This window comes from Vibrio sp. 10N.222.52.C12 (assembly GCF_041474215.1).
Lineage (GTDB): Bacteria > Pseudomonadota > Gammaproteobacteria > Enterobacterales > Vibrionaceae > Vibrio > Vibrio crassostreae_C.
In genome coordinates this window covers 1-15,785 of sequence record NZ_JBFRTR010000140.1, presented here as the reverse complement: position 1 = coordinate 15,785, position 15,785 = coordinate 1, and the positions used below count along the sequence as shown (strand labels likewise).

General features: G+C 43.4%; 19 protein-coding genes. 10 read left to right on the top strand and 9 right to left on the bottom strand.

All coding sequences use genetic code 11. From position 1 onward, the window contains the following. Nucleotides 1–124 precede the first annotated feature (124 nt). The 5 genes from ligA (at nt 125) to cueR (ending at nt 5,199) form a co-directional block, all read left to right on the top strand. Complete coding sequence (ligA, locus tag AB4623_RS21375) at nt 125–2,137, top strand: NAD-dependent DNA ligase LigA (RefSeq protein WP_371724307.1); 2,013 nt, start codon at nt 125–127, stop codon at nt 2,135–2,137. Between the two features lie 389 nt (nt 2,138–2,526). After that, nucleotides 2,527–2,682: a hypothetical protein gene (locus AB4623_RS21370; protein ID WP_004734257.1), complete on the top strand. Its 156-nt coding sequence runs from the start codon at nt 2,527–2,529 to the stop codon at nt 2,680–2,682. Next, complete coding sequence (locus AB4623_RS21365; RefSeq protein ID WP_136973710.1) at nt 2,663–3,808, top strand: porin; 1,146 nt, start codon at nt 2,663–2,665, stop codon at nt 3,806–3,808. The genes AB4623_RS21370 and AB4623_RS21365 overlap by 20 nt, the downstream gene beginning before the upstream one ends. 98 nt (nt 3,809–3,906) lie before the next feature. Beyond that, complete coding sequence (locus AB4623_RS21360) at nt 3,907–4,713, top strand: DUF2057 family protein (RefSeq protein WP_102320158.1); 807 nt, start codon at nt 3,907–3,909, stop codon at nt 4,711–4,713. A gap of 93 nt (nt 4,714–4,806) precedes the next feature. Continuing rightward, nucleotides 4,807–5,199, top strand: coding sequence for a Cu(I)-responsive transcriptional regulator (gene cueR, locus AB4623_RS21355; RefSeq protein ID WP_017061928.1), 393 nt, complete (start codon nt 4,807–4,809; stop codon nt 5,197–5,199). A gap of 76 nt (nt 5,200–5,275) precedes the next feature. On the opposite strand, the gene AB4623_RS21350 is transcribed toward cueR, so the two are convergent. The 6 genes from AB4623_RS21350 to AB4623_RS21325 form a co-directional block, all read right to left on the bottom strand. Next, entirely contained in the window at nt 5,276–5,455 is a 180-nt protein-coding gene (locus AB4623_RS21350) for a hypothetical protein (protein WP_017061927.1), read from the bottom strand. 319 nt (nt 5,456–5,774) lie between these two features. Next, entirely contained in the window at nt 5,775–6,224 is a 450-nt protein-coding gene (locus AB4623_RS21345) for an NfeD family protein (protein ID WP_017061926.1), read from the bottom strand. Between the two features lie 3 nt (nt 6,225–6,227). Beyond that, nucleotides 6,228–7,157: an SPFH domain-containing protein gene (locus AB4623_RS21340; RefSeq protein ID WP_017063395.1), complete on the bottom strand. Its 930-nt coding sequence runs from the start codon at nt 7,155–7,157 to the stop codon at nt 6,228–6,230. 197 nt (nt 7,158–7,354) lie between these two features. Continuing rightward, the gene (locus tag AB4623_RS21335) at nt 7,355–8,209 is read right to left on the bottom strand and encodes a co-chaperone YbbN (protein ID WP_017061924.1); all 855 of its coding nucleotides are present in this window, start codon (nt 8,207–8,209) and stop codon (nt 7,355–7,357) included. 396 nt (nt 8,210–8,605) lie between these two features. Next, nucleotides 8,606–9,433, bottom strand: coding sequence for an SDR family oxidoreductase (locus AB4623_RS21330; protein ID WP_017061923.1), 828 nt, complete (start codon nt 9,431–9,433; stop codon nt 8,606–8,608). A 43-nt stretch (nt 9,434–9,476) separates the two neighbouring features. Next, entirely contained in the window at nt 9,477–10,391 is a 915-nt protein-coding gene (locus AB4623_RS21325) for a TIGR01777 family oxidoreductase (RefSeq protein ID WP_372056258.1), read from the bottom strand. A gap of 289 nt (nt 10,392–10,680) precedes the next feature. Here AB4623_RS21325 and AB4623_RS21320 point away from each other — a divergent pair, with 289 nt between their 5' ends. The 5 genes from AB4623_RS21320 to yfcE are packed head-to-tail and all read left to right on the top strand — an operon-like array spanning nt 10,681 to nt 13,543. After that, a complete protein-coding gene (locus AB4623_RS21320; RefSeq protein ID WP_017072437.1) occupies nt 10,681–11,415 on the top strand; it encodes a DUF1538 domain-containing protein in 735 nt (244 codons plus the stop codon). Next, nucleotides 11,412–12,206 carry a DUF1538 domain-containing protein gene (locus AB4623_RS21315; protein WP_065583823.1) on the top strand — a complete coding sequence of 265 codons (795 nt, stop codon included), beginning with the start codon at nt 11,412–11,414 and terminating at the stop codon, nt 12,204–12,206. Before AB4623_RS21320 ends, AB4623_RS21315 begins: the two co-directional genes overlap by 4 nt. Further along, nucleotides 12,196–12,546 carry a P-II family nitrogen regulator gene (locus tag AB4623_RS21310; RefSeq protein ID WP_017062207.1) on the top strand — a complete coding sequence of 117 codons (351 nt, stop codon included), beginning with the start codon at nt 12,196–12,198 and terminating at the stop codon, nt 12,544–12,546. Before AB4623_RS21315 ends, AB4623_RS21310 begins: the two co-directional genes overlap by 11 nt. Then, nucleotides 12,543–12,950, top strand: a complete 408-nt coding sequence (locus AB4623_RS21305; RefSeq protein WP_017062206.1) for a CBS domain-containing protein — start codon at nt 12,543–12,545, stop codon at nt 12,948–12,950. Before AB4623_RS21310 ends, AB4623_RS21305 begins: the two co-directional genes overlap by 4 nt. A 47-nt stretch (nt 12,951–12,997) precedes the next feature. Beyond that, the gene (yfcE, locus tag AB4623_RS21300) at nt 12,998–13,543 is read left to right on the top strand and encodes a phosphodiesterase (RefSeq protein WP_017068995.1); all 546 of its coding nucleotides are present in this window, start codon (nt 12,998–13,000) and stop codon (nt 13,541–13,543) included. A 24-nt stretch (nt 13,544–13,567) separates the two neighbouring features. On the opposite strand, the gene AB4623_RS21295 is transcribed toward yfcE, so the two are convergent. The 3 genes from AB4623_RS21295 to AB4623_RS21285 form a co-directional block, all read right to left on the bottom strand. Next, nucleotides 13,568–13,888 (bottom strand): SelT/SelW/SelH family protein, encoded by a 321-nt coding sequence (locus AB4623_RS21295; protein WP_372147344.1) that lies wholly within the window; start codon nt 13,886–13,888, stop codon nt 13,568–13,570. Between the two features lie 134 nt (nt 13,889–14,022). After that, nucleotides 14,023–14,538: a regulatory protein ToxS gene (locus AB4623_RS21290; RefSeq protein ID WP_017066005.1), complete on the bottom strand. Its 516-nt coding sequence runs from the start codon at nt 14,536–14,538 to the stop codon at nt 14,023–14,025. A 1-nt stretch (nt 14,539) separates the two neighbouring features. Next, a complete protein-coding gene (locus AB4623_RS21285) occupies nt 14,540–15,451 on the bottom strand; it encodes a transcriptional regulator (protein ID WP_017066006.1) in 912 nt (303 codons plus the stop codon). Nucleotides 15,452–15,785: the final 334 nt, after the last annotated feature.

Genomic DNA, 15,785 nt, shown 5'->3' with positions numbered 1-15,785 from the left:
CACCAAACCGTTTATCTGACTACCGCAAGCAAATCAGAGACTTTATGACGGCATCGAATGCCTAGCCGTATTGTTTAGCCCTAAGGGAGCCCTTTTTGATATTTCAATCACGATAGAGAATGATATGAAAGAATCGATTCAAGTTACCTTAGAGCAGTTAAGAGAAACTCTGCATTATCACGCCGTTCGTTATTACGTAGAAGATAGCCCTGAGATCCCTGATGTCGAGTACGATCGATTAATGCAGCAATTGCTAAAGATCGAAGAAGAGAACCCGGAACTAGTGACGGTAGATTCTCCGAGCCAACGTGTTGGTGGTCAGCCTCTCGATGGTTTCACTCAAGTGACTCATGAGATCCCAATGCTTTCTCTGGACAATGCTTTCTCTGATGAAGATTTGGATGCGTTCAATAAGCGAATGTCTGATAGAGCGCCAACCGCTAACCTCAAGACTTTCTGTTGTGAACCTAAGCTTGATGGCCTTGCCGTTAGCCTACTCTATGTGAATGGTACTTTAGTTCAGGCTGCGACACGTGGTGACGGTGCGACGGGTGAAAACATCACTGAAAACGTGCGTACGATCAGCTCTATCCCACTTAAGTTACAAGGTGAAGGCTGGCCGCAGCGTATTGAAGTTCGTGGCGAAGTGTTTATGCCAAAAGCGGGTTTCGATAAGTTGAATGAGATGGCGTTGAAGAAAGGCGAGAAAGTATTTGTTAACCCACGTAATGCCGCCGCAGGTAGCCTGCGTCAGCTTGATTCTCGTATTACTGCGAAACGTCCGCTAGCTTTCTACGCATACAGTGTCGGTGTTGTACAAGGCGCTGAGCTATCAAATAGTCACTACCAACGCTTTTTACAGCTTAAAGGTTGGGGCTTACCTATGTGCCCCGAGACTAAGCAACTGAGCTCTCTCGAAGACGTGAAAGCCTATTACCAAGATATTATGACTCGTCGTGATGCTCTGGCTTACGAGATTGATGGCGTTGTTATCAAAGTCGACGATATCGCGGCTCAAGAAGTACTTGGCTTTGTTGCACGAGCGCCACGTTGGGCAATTGCTTATAAGTTCCCAGCTCAAGAAGAGATTACACTGCTCAATGACGTTGAATTTCAGGTGGGCCGTACTGGCGCTATTACGCCGGTTGCTAAACTTGAACCTATCTTCGTTGGTGGCGTGACGGTCAGCAATGCCACTTTACACAATGCCGATGAGATTGCGCGTTTAGGCGTGAAGGTAGGCGACAGCGTTATTATTCGCCGTGCAGGTGACGTTATTCCACAAATAGTGGCTGTTGTACTAGATCGTCGCCCTGAAACGGCTAGAGACATTGTTTTCCCTGATGCTTGCCCAGTATGTAGTTCTGCGGTTGAGCGTGTAGAAGGTGAAGCTGTAGCGCGTTGTACTGGCGGTTTAGTCTGTCAGGCGCAGCGTAAAGAAGCACTTAAACACTTTGTTTCTAGAAAGGCGCTAGACGTTGATGGACTGGGCGTGAAAGTTATTGAGCAGCTTGTGGACCGTGAAATGGTCGAAACACCTGCTGATTTATTTAAGCTAAGTGCTGGCGTGATTACTGTTCTTGACCGAATGGGGCCTAAATCGGCACAGAACGTCGTGAGTGCGTTGAATAAAGCTAAAGACACGACGTTAGCGCGTTTCCTCTATTCACTCGGTATTCGTGAAGTCGGTGAGGCGACAGCGATGAACTTAGCGCAACACTTTAAGACGTTGGAACTGGTTCAAGCAGCTACTCATGAACAATTAGTTGAAGTGTCAGATATTGGTGACATCGTTGCTAGCCATATCACCAGCTTCTTCTCACAAGAGAAAAACAGAGCGGTCGTCGATCAGCTGATAGAGCTAGGTGTGAATTGGCCAATCATCAAAGAAGCTGCCGATGACCAAGAGCTACCATTAGAAGGTAAAGTCGTTGTGTTAACAGGCTCATTGTCGCAATTAGGTCGAAGTGAAGCTAAAGCTGCGTTACAAGCATTAGGTGCGAAAGTGACGGGTAGCGTATCGAAGAAAACGGACATCTTGTTTGCCGGTGAAGCTGCGGGTTCTAAATTAACTAAAGCACAAGATTTAGGTATCGAAATAAGAACAGAAGAAGATCTAATAGCCCTTATTTCGTAAGTAAATACAGATAAAAAAAGCTCAAAGGCACTCCTTTCAAGGGAGTGCCTTTTTTGTTTCTGATATAAAAATGAGGGCTTTTTAATTGTTGAGAATTTTGTTCCTATACGAACTCTAAAATCAGGACAGTGACGCTGCTCAACATTAATGAAATACCATTGCAGTTGTATCAAAAATGCGAGTCATATCTATTTTTACAAAGTGATAGTTACCTCAAGTTGTTGAATTTATTGGTATTGATTTTGTTTTGGTGAGGATTTTTCTATTTATCGATCTGGATCACTAAGTACCTATTAAATTTGCACCAACTCATATTTTTTTAGATGAAAATTAAGTTCTCATTGATCTTTTTGAGGGCGAAGTTAGTCTTAATGCCATGGATGCACATGATGTGTATAACCAGAAAGGAAATAGAGAATTCAGAGTTTAGGGTTCTCAAACAAGAAAAGGTATTTCTCTCTACGGCGGCCAACTTTAGGCGGGGAATATTCAAACAGCTATATCCATTTTTAGGAGTTTTATTCCATGGAAAACAAATTTTTTAAACGTACTCTACTAGGTGCAACGGTTGCACTTTTATCGACAGGCGTAATGGCGAAAGAAGTTGGTATCAACTCTGATTTCAACGTTGACGTATACGGTGTTGCAGCTATCTCTCTAGTTAACTACAACACAACAGATCAAGATGATGCGAGCAGTGGCTACGCTGTAGAGAATGAATCTCGTATCGGCTTCCGTGCTCATAAAGATATGTTTGATGACGTATTAATTACAATGCAGATTGAATCTGGCTACGTAGATAGCACAGACTGGGGTCATGGCGGCGTTTCAGGTGGTGTGCTTGGTTTCCGTGATACTTTCGTTGGCGCTTCTGGCTCTTGGGGTAATCTACGTGTGGGTCGTGTTCTTACGCCATTATACGAAATCGTCGATTGGCCATTCTCTAACCCTGGTCTAGGTTCTGTATTCGATTGGGGCGGTATCAACGGTCATTACGATCGTCAATCTAACCAAGTTCGTTACGATTCGCCAAAATTCGGTGGTTTCTCTTTTGCAGCTTCTGTTGGTCGTGATGATAACGACAATGGTGGTGGCGCGGCGACTCGTGATTCAGAATTCTTTGGCGCGAGCGCTAAGTACAGCTTTGAAAAAGTAACATTTATGGGTGGTGTTGAGTCTGGTACTCGTGTTGTTGGAGATACAGCAAAGTCTTGTGTATTTGACCCTGATGCACCAGGTACACCTGATTGTACAGCTGCAGTAGATGGTTATAAAGACGATACATTCGCTTATATTGTAGGCTTTGAAGCAAGCCTACCAGCAGGCTTTGGTATTGCAGCAGCATACAAAGGCGAAGAAATTGATAACGGTTCTCGCAAATATACTCAAGACTCATACTCTATTATTGGCCAATACTGGAATGGTCCATGGGGCTTTAAACTAGGCTACGCAGCGAATGATGATGCAGAGTTATCTGGAACAACTGCTTCAAATTCTTCTCTAAAAGCGAGCGCAACAGATAAGAGTGATACTATCTCTGGTCAACTTATGTACGTGGATAATGGCTTTGTACCTTATCTACGTGTAGCAAGCCGTAGCTTTACTGACAATGACCGCGGTGAGGTTTCATCAGATATCGTAACTCGCATTGGTCTTGAGTACGGTTTCTAAGTTAAAGTTATCTGCTTAAAACAGTTAAATTAAAATCAAAACGCTGGTAAATCTTTTTGCCAGCGTTTTTCCATAGTGAACATAAGGAATTAGTCATAATGAATAAAGTTAGTGTCGTTGTATTATCATTATTTTTGGGAGCTTGTAGTTCACTTGATTCACAAAGCAATTTTGCAGATTCAGTTGCGGATGTACAGCCCAAAGGTGGTTACATTAAAGTAACCGGTCAATCTTACGTAGCAGAAAATAGAGCAAATGTAGGCGCAGACATTCTCAAGTCGTCGCTTTACTTTACATACAATAAAGAAGTAACACCAAATACTGCCCCAGAATCTTCAATTACTATGGACGTGAGTTACTTCCAAAGTTACAAAGAGTACGAAACGGTTAGTTTTTTTGGTAAAACGATAGAATTAGAAGATAGACAAGTACCAAGAGAAAGCTGCAGCGAGCACTGTACTAAGACTCAATATATTAAGTTTCCATTAAGTGACGCTGATATTCAGCAAGCAAGACAAAAGAATTTAGAATTTACGCTTGAAGGCCAAAACTCAGTCATGAGCACGACTTTTATCGTACCAAAGGCGTATATCGACACAATTTATAACGGTGCAAATAATCATACAGCTATCGCGGTTGCTCCAGTCGCGGCTGTTCCAGTAGCAGCAGTAGTTGCTGAAGAGCCAAAAGCATCACAAGCACAAGAGATGGTGAATTACTGGTATGGTGAAGCAACCAAAGAAGAGCAATCTGCAGTAACAGATTGGGCATTCAAGAACCGTAAGAACGCTAACCCAGCATTACTAGAAGGCTCAAAAGAGATCGAAATGGTTTCATACTGGTTCAATAAGCTAGACAGTGAAGAAAAATCTCAAACTATGATTTGGTTGTTAGAACAAGAGTAAGTTTCTAACGTTACACCCTAGCTATGTTTTTCAGCCGCAGTATTGTATAACAGCAGTACTGCGGTTTTTCATTTTAGGCTTACAGGTAAGATTGTGAATATTGGTGAAGTAGCGAAGCGTGTTGGTACAACAGCGAAATCCATTCGTTTTTACGAAAGTAAAGGCATGATGAGCCCACCGCACCGATCAGAAAATGGTTACAGGCAATATGGCGAGATTCATATCGAACAGTTAGAGTTCGTTTTGAGAGCTAAAATGGTTGGTTTCACTCTCGATGAGTGTAAGTCACTGGTTGAGTTGGCAATGAATCCCAACAGACAAAGCTACGAAGTAAAGAAGAAGGCTACTCAGAAGTTAGATGAAATAGAGTTGAAGCTTGCGGAGTTAAACAAGATGAAGGTGCAGCTACAATCTTGGGTACATGACTGCCCTGGAGATACTTCAACGGAATGTCCTATCTTGAATAATCTATCTGGCCGCAGTTAGGTTATTCCAGTTCTAAATAATCGTCAGGCAGCAATTTCATTACTAGCCTGACTTTAATCACCTATCACAGCACCTATCACAGCACCTTTCCGCCGTAATGTTTACAGATCAACAGTGGTACATGAGTGACTGCGTTACCATCTGAACACTTAACGATAGGCCCCATGTTTCCGTTACCAGGAGACTGACTGCTCGCTAGAGCGCTTCCAAATGACAAGCTGAAAATAGCCGTTAGAATTATTAAAAAATGTCTCATACAAACTCCATTAGGTTTATCTCTAATTGAGATAATTGAAAGTATGGACAAGGAAAAGAAAATTTCAAAAATTGGACGGACTTAACATTTTTAATAATTATAAATAAGCGAGAGTAAGGTTAACTATTCATATATATATTGGGTAAGAAATCTGGCTTTCTTATACCTTTTTAGCTCAATCAAACTTTTTAGCTTTACGAAATAAGAACTTATTTTTTTTTCAATTCAATCTATCGCAATGATAATTCGAATATTATTAAGGTTCAAAAATAGAAAAAGCCTGCATTTATTGAAAATGCAGGCTTCATATAGCTCTTGTTTATAAAGGTTCTATTATTAGAACGATTCCGTCTAAAGCGACAATCTTAATTTCGGTTCCAGATGGAATATCTTGACTGGCCTTTGCTGACCAAGAAGAGTCACCGAACTTAATTCGACAGCTACCTTTCTTTACGTCTTCACTTAAAATAACGGTTTGACCTACCAATTGCTTTTCTCTTTGGTTTAACTCTCGCCCTGCATCCGATTGCTTGTCATTCGAGAGTTGTCTTCTCCACCACAACCAAGTGGTAATAAGAGAGAAGCTAGCAAAGGACAGCCATTGCATCTGCCAACCAATTGGTAATGCTCCTAATAGGGCACCGACCAGCATGGCAGATATGCCTATCCATAAAAAGTAACCAGCGGTTCCAATTAGCTCAAGCGCTAACAATGCTAGACCAAACGCTAACCAATGCCAGTGGTTTACTTGTTCTAGTAATTCGACCATAAGTTAGTCCTTACTACCTTTGTCATTCTTATGTGCAAACATCTCCGCGATACCCGCTACAGAACCCATAAGGCCAGTTGCTTCGAGTGGTAGCATGATGATCTTGCCGTTTTCAGCTTGGCCTATAGATTTCAATGCGTCGGTGTAACCTTGTGCAATGAAATAATTGACCGCTTGCATGTCACCTTGAGCAATTGCCGTTGATACCATTTCTGTCGCTTTAGCTTCTGCTTCTGCGGCACGCTCACGGGCTTCTGCTTGCAATATTGCCGCTTGCTTCTCACCTTCTGCTTTCAGGATCTCTGATTGCTTGTGGCCTTCTGCTTTCAAGATCTCAGCTTGTCGTACACCTTCTGCTTCTAAGATATCAGCACGTTTATTACGCTCGGCTTTCATCTGGGCATTCATCGCAGCAGTAAGGTCTGCTGGTGGCTGTACGTCTTTAATTTCGATACGGGTGACTTTTACGCCCCATGGGTTTGTCGCTTCATCAACGATGTTCAGTAGCTTGGTATTGATCATGTCACGCTGACTCAGCATCTCATCCAGTTCCATCGAGCCAAGCACAGTACGGATATTGGTGAGGGTTAAGTTACGGATCGCATGTTCAAGGTCATTCACTTCATAAGCTGCCTTAGGCGCGTCGATAACTTGAACAAAACAAACCGCATCGATAACCACATTTGCATTATCTTTGGAGATGACTTCTTGTGCTGGGATGTCGAGAACACGCTCCATCATGCTGATGCGCTGTCCAACTTTATCAATAAATGGAATGATTAAGTTAAGACCCGGTTTAAGGGTGTGTGTGTATCGCCCGAAGCGTTCAACGGTCCAGTTGTTGCCTTGTGGAACGGTTTTTACGCCAGCGAAGATAAATAACAGTGCGACGGCAGTAAAGACGCCGATAGTAATCAAGGTATCAATAGGCATACAAAATCCTTTGCAAGTTTGAGTTTTTGATAGTTCAGTATTGATACTGGCTCATATTTAAATTCTGAGCAAATTTATAAACGAGAAATGGGCCATAAAGCATTGATTTTATGGCCCATTTTACATTCTATTATGCGATAAACTAATTGATTGAATTGTCAATTTTCGATGTTTAATCTACGGCTTTTTAGGTTTAACTAGTAAAGCAGAGAGTACAGTTGTCGACGGTACTTACTGGCAACTGGGTTACCTTGTCCAAGCGCACTCAAGATGTCCATGAACTCTTTCTTCATGTCACCATCGAGAGCATTAAGATCTTTGGCTAGGAAAGACCATAATAGATCCATAGCTTCTTCACTGCGGTTCACTTGGTGATATTGCAATGCTAATTCAGATGCTGTTTTAGCGTCGCTCGGATTTTGCTGAAGAGCGGCTTCTAATGCTTGTATTTCAGGGCTGTCTGCTGCTTGTTTATGAAGTTCAAGCTTTGCAACTAAGCCTTTGTAGTAGTTGTCTTGGTACTCAAGAGGGATAGTTGCTAGCTGAGTTTCAGCAAGGTCAAATTGTTGTGTTTCTAACAAACACTCTGCGATCGCCAGTTTTACTTCACCTTTATTCGTCAGCTCTGCTGGAAGTTGCTGCATTGCTGCTAGTGCCTGTGTGTGCTCGCCAGCTTGCATTTGCTCAAGAGCCTGACGCAAAGCAAGTTCATCTTGGCTAGGAAGGTGTTTGCTGAGCATATCGACAATAGCTTCTATGCTTTGAGGGCCACCGAGCCCATCGACTGGCTGACCATTAACAAACAGTGCAATAGTGGGCAGTGCTTGAACACCAAACTGGCTAGCAATAGCTTGCTCTTGTTCGCAATTGAGCAGGGCTAAGGTGAAGGCACCGTTGTATTGCTGAGTTAAAGTTTGCAGTTCAGGAATGACTTGGGCGCTCTCTTGGCTCATTGGTGCCCAAAAATGGATGAGTACAGGGGTCTGCATCGAACCTTCTAATACTTGACGAAAGTTCTGCTCATTAAGTTCAACAATATGCGGAGATTGCATTTACGTTCCTTGAGGTTTGTTTTGTGGATACGTTGCAAATATGGGGGGGTTAGTCGGTAACTTCAAGATCTAACTCGGTTATCTCGGATAAAAAGAACCAAAAATAGAAAAACGCTATGCTTCGATGTTGATAGAGTTGTTATCTCAACATGGAAGGCATAGCGTTATCATCGAGGTAGTCAGTGAGGCGTTGCGTGAGATACTCAAAACAGTATAAACAGCGTAATTGCCAGACCCACACCTACCCAATTAAGGCGGTTTAAAGTCATGAGATTTCCAGAGTAGAACCATCAATTGGGAATAACTGATGGGATAGGATAATCATGACATCTTATTGTTACGGAAAAATTACATCGTTACATTAAAGTTTGCGACTCTGCATTCAAAGTTAGTAATTTATGCAGCTTTTCTCAAAATAGGGTCTAGCAAGCGACTCGGTAGAATCCTTTTCAATACCGCGAACACTTTAGTCGGGGTCGTAACTCGGTATCTTAGCTTGGGTTTGTCGGCGGTGAGAGCATGGAATACCGGCTCAATACAACTTTCTGGAGGCAGGACAAAAGCGTTATTCGATGATTCTTTTTCGAGTCGATCTTTTTGTTGTTGGTAAGCGTCTTGGTGGGCGCTGCCAGAAATGTTGATCCATTTATTGAACGCTTTCAAGGCATTGGTTCTAAATTGAGTCTCAATTGGCCCTGGTTGCAGTAATGAGATCTGTATACCGCTGCCATGCAGTTCTAATCGTAAGGTATCTGTCCAACCCTCAATCGCGAATTTAGAAGCATTATAAGCACCACGATACTTCATGGCTGCAAAACCTAATACGGAACTGTTTTGTACGATTCGACCTTCGCCACGCTCGCGCATGTGCGGAAGGATCTGACAGACGAGATGATGCCAACCAAAGAAGTTGGTTTCGAATTGTTCTCTGAGTCCTTGGGTCGGTAAGTCTTCTAGTGCCCCTGCTTGACCGTAAGCACCGTTATTGAATAATCCATACAATCCATTAGGTGCGAGATCAATAGCAAGCTTGGCGCCATGCTCAATACTTTCTTGGTTGGAAAGATCTAATTGAATACAGGTGAGGCCTTCATCTTGAAGGCGTTGAACATCTTGTGGATCACGACAAGATGCAATGACATGAAAACCACGCTTTTGAAGTGCATGAGCACATGTATAGCCAATACCTGTTGAGCAACCGGTAATCAGAATCGACTTGTTCACACTTAATCCTTTATTAGAGTCTCTATCGCTCTAGGGTAAAGAATTAGTCTTGATGTTGTAACAAGTTTTTTAGTGCTGGCTCGATTCTTGAGTAACTAAAGATGAATCCCATCTCAGTGAGTTTCTTCGGCTTGGAGCGAATGCTGTCAAATAGCAAACAAGATGATTCCCCCATGAGAATCGACATTGCCCATTTCGGCGTGAATAAGAAATGCGGTCGGCCTAATTGTTTCGCTAACGTGCTGCTGAACAGTTTGTTGGTCACAGGGTGAGGGGCACACATATTGAATTCCCCTTGAGCGTGGGGGAGTGACAACAAGTGATTGATGGCTCTCACCATATCGAGAATGTGAATCCATGGCATGTACTGCTCACCTGAACCTATTGGACCACCGACGCCGAGTTTATAAGGCAATAGCATCTTCTTGAGTGCGCCGCCATTCTCGCCAAGTACAACCCCTGTTCGCAGTAGTATCACGCGTGTGCTTTCTGATTGTGCTCTCTTGGCTATCTCTTCCCAGTGGGCACAGACTTTATGAGGAAAGCTTTCATCTTCTACTTGCAGTGACTCGTCAAACGGGTGCTGCTGTTGATCGCCATAGTAACCCACGGCTGAACCGCTAATAAAAGCGTGTGGCGGGTTGCTACTGGCATGAATTAATTCGACCAGCTTTTCAGTGATGTGCCAGCGGCTGTTACAGATCCTCTCTTTTTGTTCTGTACTCCAACGCTTATCGGCAATCGGCTCACCCGCGAGGTTGACCACCACATCAAAGTCATTGAGATCACTGAGCTCATCAAGGGATTGAATGTAATGAAGGTTGTTCTGGTTGAGGTGATTTAGGTTTTGCTTCGCATTTTCAGGACTCCGCGTCAGCAATGTCACGTCGTCAGTGTTCCAACTCTTGACCAATTCAGAGCCAATAAATCCAGTACCACCCGTTAACAATATCTTCATACCAATCTCCCTATTAAACATAATTATAGACATGGCTTGTTTTTAGTCGCCAATCAATACGAAAAAATCACTATAACGATCATAAGGTTTCAATCGTGTGATGCCCAAATTACGCCTTTTTCAATTTACAAAGGAGTGAAATTAAATTCATCAAGTCAGGATGTGTACCGTCATCACACTTATGCACTTTACTCGGATATGTTACCAACTGCGTAATATTTGTCACATAAGCAATGATAAGGATTTGCCATGATTATTATTAATTCATAATCAGCGACAAGGAATTGCGATGACGGCGGTGCTTGCTTTGTTTCGATCCATGTTAGGTAGCCTGAGGGATCTATTGCCAATCGTGGCGGTAATCGCTTTCTTCCAGCTTGCTGTCTTACAAGAGCCACTTCCTCATCTTTTATCTATTCTGACTGGCTTAGTGCTCGTCGTTTTTGGACTCACTTTCTTTATCTTTGGCCTTGAAATGGGGTTGTTTCCAATTGGCGAATCGATGGCTCAAGCATTTGCCAGAAAGGGGAGTGTGTTCTGGTTATTGATCTTCGCTTTTTGTTTGGGTTTTGGTACCACCATAGCCGAGCCAGCGTTAACCGCAGTCGCTGCCGAAGCCGCAGAAGTGGCAGCTGAGGGAGGTGTAATCCCCAATACGTTAGATGAAATGGAGCAGTATGCCAATGGCCTGCGCTTTACTGTGGCACTGTCAGTCGGTATCGCTATTTTACTCGGTGTGCTGAGAATCTTAAAAGGTTGGCCAATCCAGTACATGATCATCGGTGGATATATTGGAGTGGTCGTGCTCACTGCATTTGCTCCGGAAAACATCATTGGAATTGCGTATGACTCTGGTGGAGTAACGACATCGACGATCACCGTCCCATTAGTAACTGCGTTAGGGGTGGGTTTAGCCTCGGCAATTAAAGGGCGTAATCCGATGATAGATGGTTTTGGGTTGATCGCGTTTGCTTCGTTGCTGCCGATGATGTTTGTCATGGTGTACGGGATGGTGGTGACATGATCAGTGTTCAACAATTTATCGACACCTTTCTCGGCACTGTGATGGATGTGATCCCGATTGCGATCATCATCTTCGGTTTTCAGTTGGTGGTATTACGAAAGCCAGTCAATAACCTAGCCAAAGTGCTGATCGGTTTCTTCTACGTCATTCTTGGCTTATCACTCTTTTTGATGGGATTGGAACTCGCGTTATTCCCTCTAGGGGAGACGATGGCAATGCAACTCACCGAGCCAAGTTTTTTGACTGAGTTTAAGATCAGTTCTGGTCTTGCTTTGGCTTGGTTTGATTATTACTGGGTCTATCTTTTCGCGTTTTGTATTGGTTTCAGCACCACGATAGCCGAGCCCTCTTTGATTGCTGTAGCGATTAAGGCGAACCAAGTTTCCGGTGGCAGTATCAGCGTCAATGGGCTGAGGATCGCCGTGGCATTGGGCGTTGCTATCGGTATCTCACTGGGCAGCTACCGTATCGTCGCGGGTGACCCGATCCATTACTACATCATTTTTGGTTATGTCGTCGTGGTCATTCAAACCTTTTACGCCCCAAAACTCATTATCCCATTAGCCTACGATTCGGGTGGCGTCACTACATCAACGGTGACAGTCCCTTTAGTGACGGCGCTCGGGCTTGGACTTGCTTCAACCGTACCAGGAAGAAATCCTGTCATTGATGGCTTTGGGTTGATCGCCTTTGCCAGCTTATTTCCCATCATTTCAGTGATGGGCTATGCCCAAATAACACAATGGTTAAACCGTTTACACACATCTAAGGAGAGCAAAGATGCGCTTTAAACTTATCTTAGCGTTTGTAGAAGAGAGCAAGACCGACACTGTGCTCGATGCCGCGCGTGATGCGGGCGCGACTGGAGCAACGGTGATTAACAACGCCAGAGGGCAAGGCTTAAACCAAAAAACCACCTTCTTTGGCCTAACGCTAGAGGTACAAAAAGATGTGTTGCTGTTTGTGGTTGAGGAACACTTAGCGAGGCATATTCTTGAAACTATTGGCGAAGTCGGTGAGTTTGACCAGGAGTCAGGACAAGGTATAGCGGTGCAGATCGATATCGAAGACGCAGTCGGGGTTGCGCATCAAGTCGAGACGTTAACAAAGGTTGTGGAGGATGAGCTATGAGTACCAGTGAAAAGATCCGAGTAGGCGATGTCATGGCCAATACGTATGTGATTATCGATGGGCTAACCACGGTGTTAGAAGCGATAGAGATGGCTAAAAAGCACAAAGTGAAGGCAATCATTGTCGATAAACGCCACGAAGATGACGAATACGGCATCGTATTGATGAATGACATTGCCAAGAAAGTACTGGCTAAGAACCGATCTCCAAAGCGAACCAATGTTTATGAGATCATGACCAAGCCAGCGCTAAGCGTGTCTGCTGAGATGAACGTAAAGTATTGCGCTCGCCTGTTTGAACGCTTTGGTATCAGTCGTGCGCCAGTAGTTCGTGATAACAAGATAGTCGGTATGGTTAGTTACAATAATATCGTGATCAATGGTATGGCGAGAGATGACGTGTAGCATTTAGATACGTACAATAGGCTCATAAATTTTATGGAGAAGTACGTGTGAAATTATTTTTTGCTTCAGACCTACACGGTTCGCTGCCAGCAACAGAAAAGGTATTAGAACTCTACCAAGCATCTGGTGCGCAATATTTAGTTCTATTGGGTGACATTCTGAATCATGGACCAAGAAATCCGATTCCAGAAGGATACAACCCGCCGGCGGTTGCAGATAAGTTGAATGCGTTTTCTCAAGAGATCATTGCCGTTCGTGGTAACTGCGATAGCGAAGTGGATCAGATGTTGTTGTCTTTTCCAATGATGATGGATTACTCGTGGGTGCTATTAGAATCAGGCCAGCGTATCTTCCTAACGCATGGCCATTTGTACAACACCAATAAACGCCCTGCGTTGAAGGCGGGCGATATCATTGCACACGGTCATACCCATATTCCTGTCGCCGAATACCAAGACGACATCTTTATCTTTAATCCTAGCTCGGTGACGTTCCCACGAGAGGGACACGCGGCGAGCTATGGCATCTATGAAAACAATACCTTCAAAGTCATTAGCCTTGAAGGTGATGTTCTCGTGAGTGGTCAGCTTTAAATCATTGGATCGGCTGTGAAAGGCTTATTTTGAGTCTACGTGGCCGAGATCTCTGTCTGGAGCAATGATATTTCGCACTCTTTGCTTCAGAATTTTAGCTTCTGGAAAACCGTCATCTGCTTTTCTTTCCCAAATCTGCACACCATTACAAAAGATTTCGAACCTGCCTCCAGTGTCTGGGTGTAAGCTCACTTGTTCAATTTCTTCGCTGAAGGTATGCAGTAGCTCTTGGCATAACCAACTAGAGCGAAGCATCCAATTGCATTGACGGCAATAGTGTATGGCGATTGTGGCTTTTGTTGCTGTTTCTTTCGTAGGCGCCAGATTTGGTTGATCCGTATTCATAGTTAATCCTTAAAATGCTACATCCGTAATTTGATACCAACGGCTAACAAAAAAGGGGCTTCATGCCCCTTTTTCTATTGGTTTTCCGTTTTGTGGTATTCAGCGATTCATAAACAGTAAATAGCGATCCAATCTTAGTTTGAAAACAATACGGTAGAACCATGATTTAAGCTAGTCAGTAGCAGTGCCTTCGGGTTAACAATATCTATGCGGCGGCTTTGCTCTGCGTCCATCTTAATGACTTGAGTGATAAGTTCTAGTTGCTCTTCTGAAAAGTCTTGGCGCTGAGCCGAAGTCACATCTTTAAACTCCGTTGGCGAAACCAGTAAGTAGTTATCGTTAATATCCCACTGACCCGTTTCAGAGATGTTGATGACATTCGCAGGCTCAGTTTGATTACCGTAAAGTCTCACCACTGACATTCTTAAATATGTACCATTTGGTAGGTATTTCGCATTCGATGATAGTTCAACTCTACGAAGCGGGCCGATTGAGTCAGCTTGCTTGTTATCGCTAATCAGCGTCACCATTTTCGACTGCCACTCATGCTGAGTGAGCAAGCGCTCTACTTTTGCATCGCTGCCCCAATATAACCAACCACTTAAGAATGCAGATAGAACCAGTAAAATAATCGATACTTTTAATTTCATGTTACTGACCACCGTTGCAAATGTCGTTTACATCCGACTGGTTTGCGTAAATTCTTAGGGTTACATTTTCGCTCGAGTAATCTTGCGGGTGAATGTAGTTGAGGGCTAGGTTATTGGTTTGTCCACCTGTCGCGATCACTTCAGTCGGCTTTAGCACGCCAGTGTGATTCGTGTTGTAACGTAATACACACTTTTCTATCGCTGGCAGCCAACTACTGAGGTCTGGGTGGTTAACCGGTGATTGAACCTTTACACCATCTACTTCAGTCAAAGTTTTGAACTCAGACTCTGCTGGGTTAGTAAACGTTAAAACGAGAATCGGCATGATGAAAGCGGCAAGCAGTAACCAAAATGTTAGCCATTTATTGGTGCTTTTAGTTGGAGCTACAACAGGAGCGGTTGCTGGTTCTACAGCCACCTTGGTCTCTTGAACTCTTGCAATTGGCTCTGGTTCAATCGATTCCGTGATCGCTTCTTCAGTCGCAGCAGGCGTTGCAAACGTTAGGATAGGCTCAACGTCATTTTCTGCAATTTCAGCGGCTACTGGCTGATCATTTGATGACAGTGGCGCAGAGCGCTCAACGGTCGCAATAAATTGGTAACCGCGCTTTGGTACTGTTTTTACGAATTCAGGAGATTTAGTCGAGTCTTTGAGCATCTTTCTCAGAGTCGATACGGCTTGCGTTAAGCTTGAGTCATCCACCTCAAAGCCTTGGTCTCGCCAAACATACTCATGCAATTCATTGCGAGTGATAACTTCATTGGGTCTTTCTGACAGCATCAGGAGAATGCGGCTTTCATTGCTACCAAGACGAACGACTTCACCGTCGCTCATTTGATCAACAAGTGAATTGCTGTTTGGGTCGAATACGAACCGCTGTGCGAGAATAAACTTTGTGCCGATATTGCTCATTGAATTCTTCTATTTTTGATTGTTTTGGGTGCGAAATAGACAAATCTCAGGTGAAGTTCCGTTAATTCTTCACCAAATCATGGCTTCTTTTATGTTCTTTTATATTTATCAGACTCAAGGATAATAAAAACAGATCAAAAAAACAGTGTTTTTATGATTTTTGACCTTGAATTTACATTTGTCATCCTCATGTTAATGAACAGAAGAGTGGCATCAAGTGTTACGCCCCTATGATTATTCAACATAAAGTATAGATGTTTTGGAGTAAAAATGAGCGAAACGGCAACGCAAAATAAAGAGACTCGTGGCTTTCAATCTGAAGTAAAACAACTAC

Coding starts and splice junctions, on each gene's coding strand:
- AB4623_RS21350 (WP_017061927.1), bottom strand. CDS start 5,455: ATGAGACATTTTTTAATAATTCTAACGGCTATTTTCAGCTTGTCATTT.
- ligA (WP_371724307.1), top strand. CDS start 125: ATGAAAGAATCGATTCAAGTTACCTTAGAGCAGTTAAGAGAAACTCTG.
- AB4623_RS21325 (WP_372056258.1), bottom strand. CDS start 10,391: ATGAAGATATTGTTAACGGGTGGTACTGGATTTATTGGCTCTGAATTG.
- AB4623_RS21315 (WP_065583823.1), top strand. CDS start 11,412: ATGATCAGTGTTCAACAATTTATCGACACCTTTCTCGGCACTGTGATG.
- AB4623_RS21295 (WP_372147344.1), bottom strand. CDS start 13,888: ATGAATACGGATCAACCAAATCTGGCGCCTACGAAAGAAACAGCAACA.
- AB4623_RS21360 (WP_102320158.1), top strand. CDS start 3,907: ATGAATAAAGTTAGTGTCGTTGTATTATCATTATTTTTGGGAGCTTGT.
- AB4623_RS21335 (WP_017061924.1), bottom strand. CDS start 8,209: ATGCAATCTCCGCATATTGTTGAACTTAATGAGCAGAACTTTCGTCAA.
- AB4623_RS21305 (WP_017062206.1), top strand. CDS start 12,543: ATGAGTACCAGTGAAAAGATCCGAGTAGGCGATGTCATGGCCAATACG.
- AB4623_RS21340 (WP_017063395.1), bottom strand. CDS start 7,157: ATGCCTATTGATACCTTGATTACTATCGGCGTCTTTACTGCCGTCGCA.
- AB4623_RS21365 (WP_136973710.1), top strand. CDS start 2,663: ATGGAAAACAAATTTTTTAAACGTACTCTACTAGGTGCAACGGTTGCA.
- AB4623_RS21290 (WP_017066005.1), bottom strand. CDS start 14,538: ATGAAATTAAAAGTATCGATTATTTTACTGGTTCTATCTGCATTCTTA.
- AB4623_RS21285 (WP_017066006.1), bottom strand. CDS start 15,451: ATGAGCAATATCGGCACAAAGTTTATTCTCGCACAGCGGTTCGTATTC.
- AB4623_RS21370 (WP_004734257.1), top strand. CDS start 2,527: ATGTGTATAACCAGAAAGGAAATAGAGAATTCAGAGTTTAGGGTTCTC.
- AB4623_RS21320 (WP_017072437.1), top strand. CDS start 10,681: ATGACGGCGGTGCTTGCTTTGTTTCGATCCATGTTAGGTAGCCTGAGG.
- AB4623_RS21345 (WP_017061926.1), bottom strand. CDS start 6,224: ATGGTCGAATTACTAGAACAAGTAAACCACTGGCATTGGTTAGCGTTT.
- AB4623_RS21310 (WP_017062207.1), top strand. CDS start 12,196: ATGCGCTTTAAACTTATCTTAGCGTTTGTAGAAGAGAGCAAGACCGAC.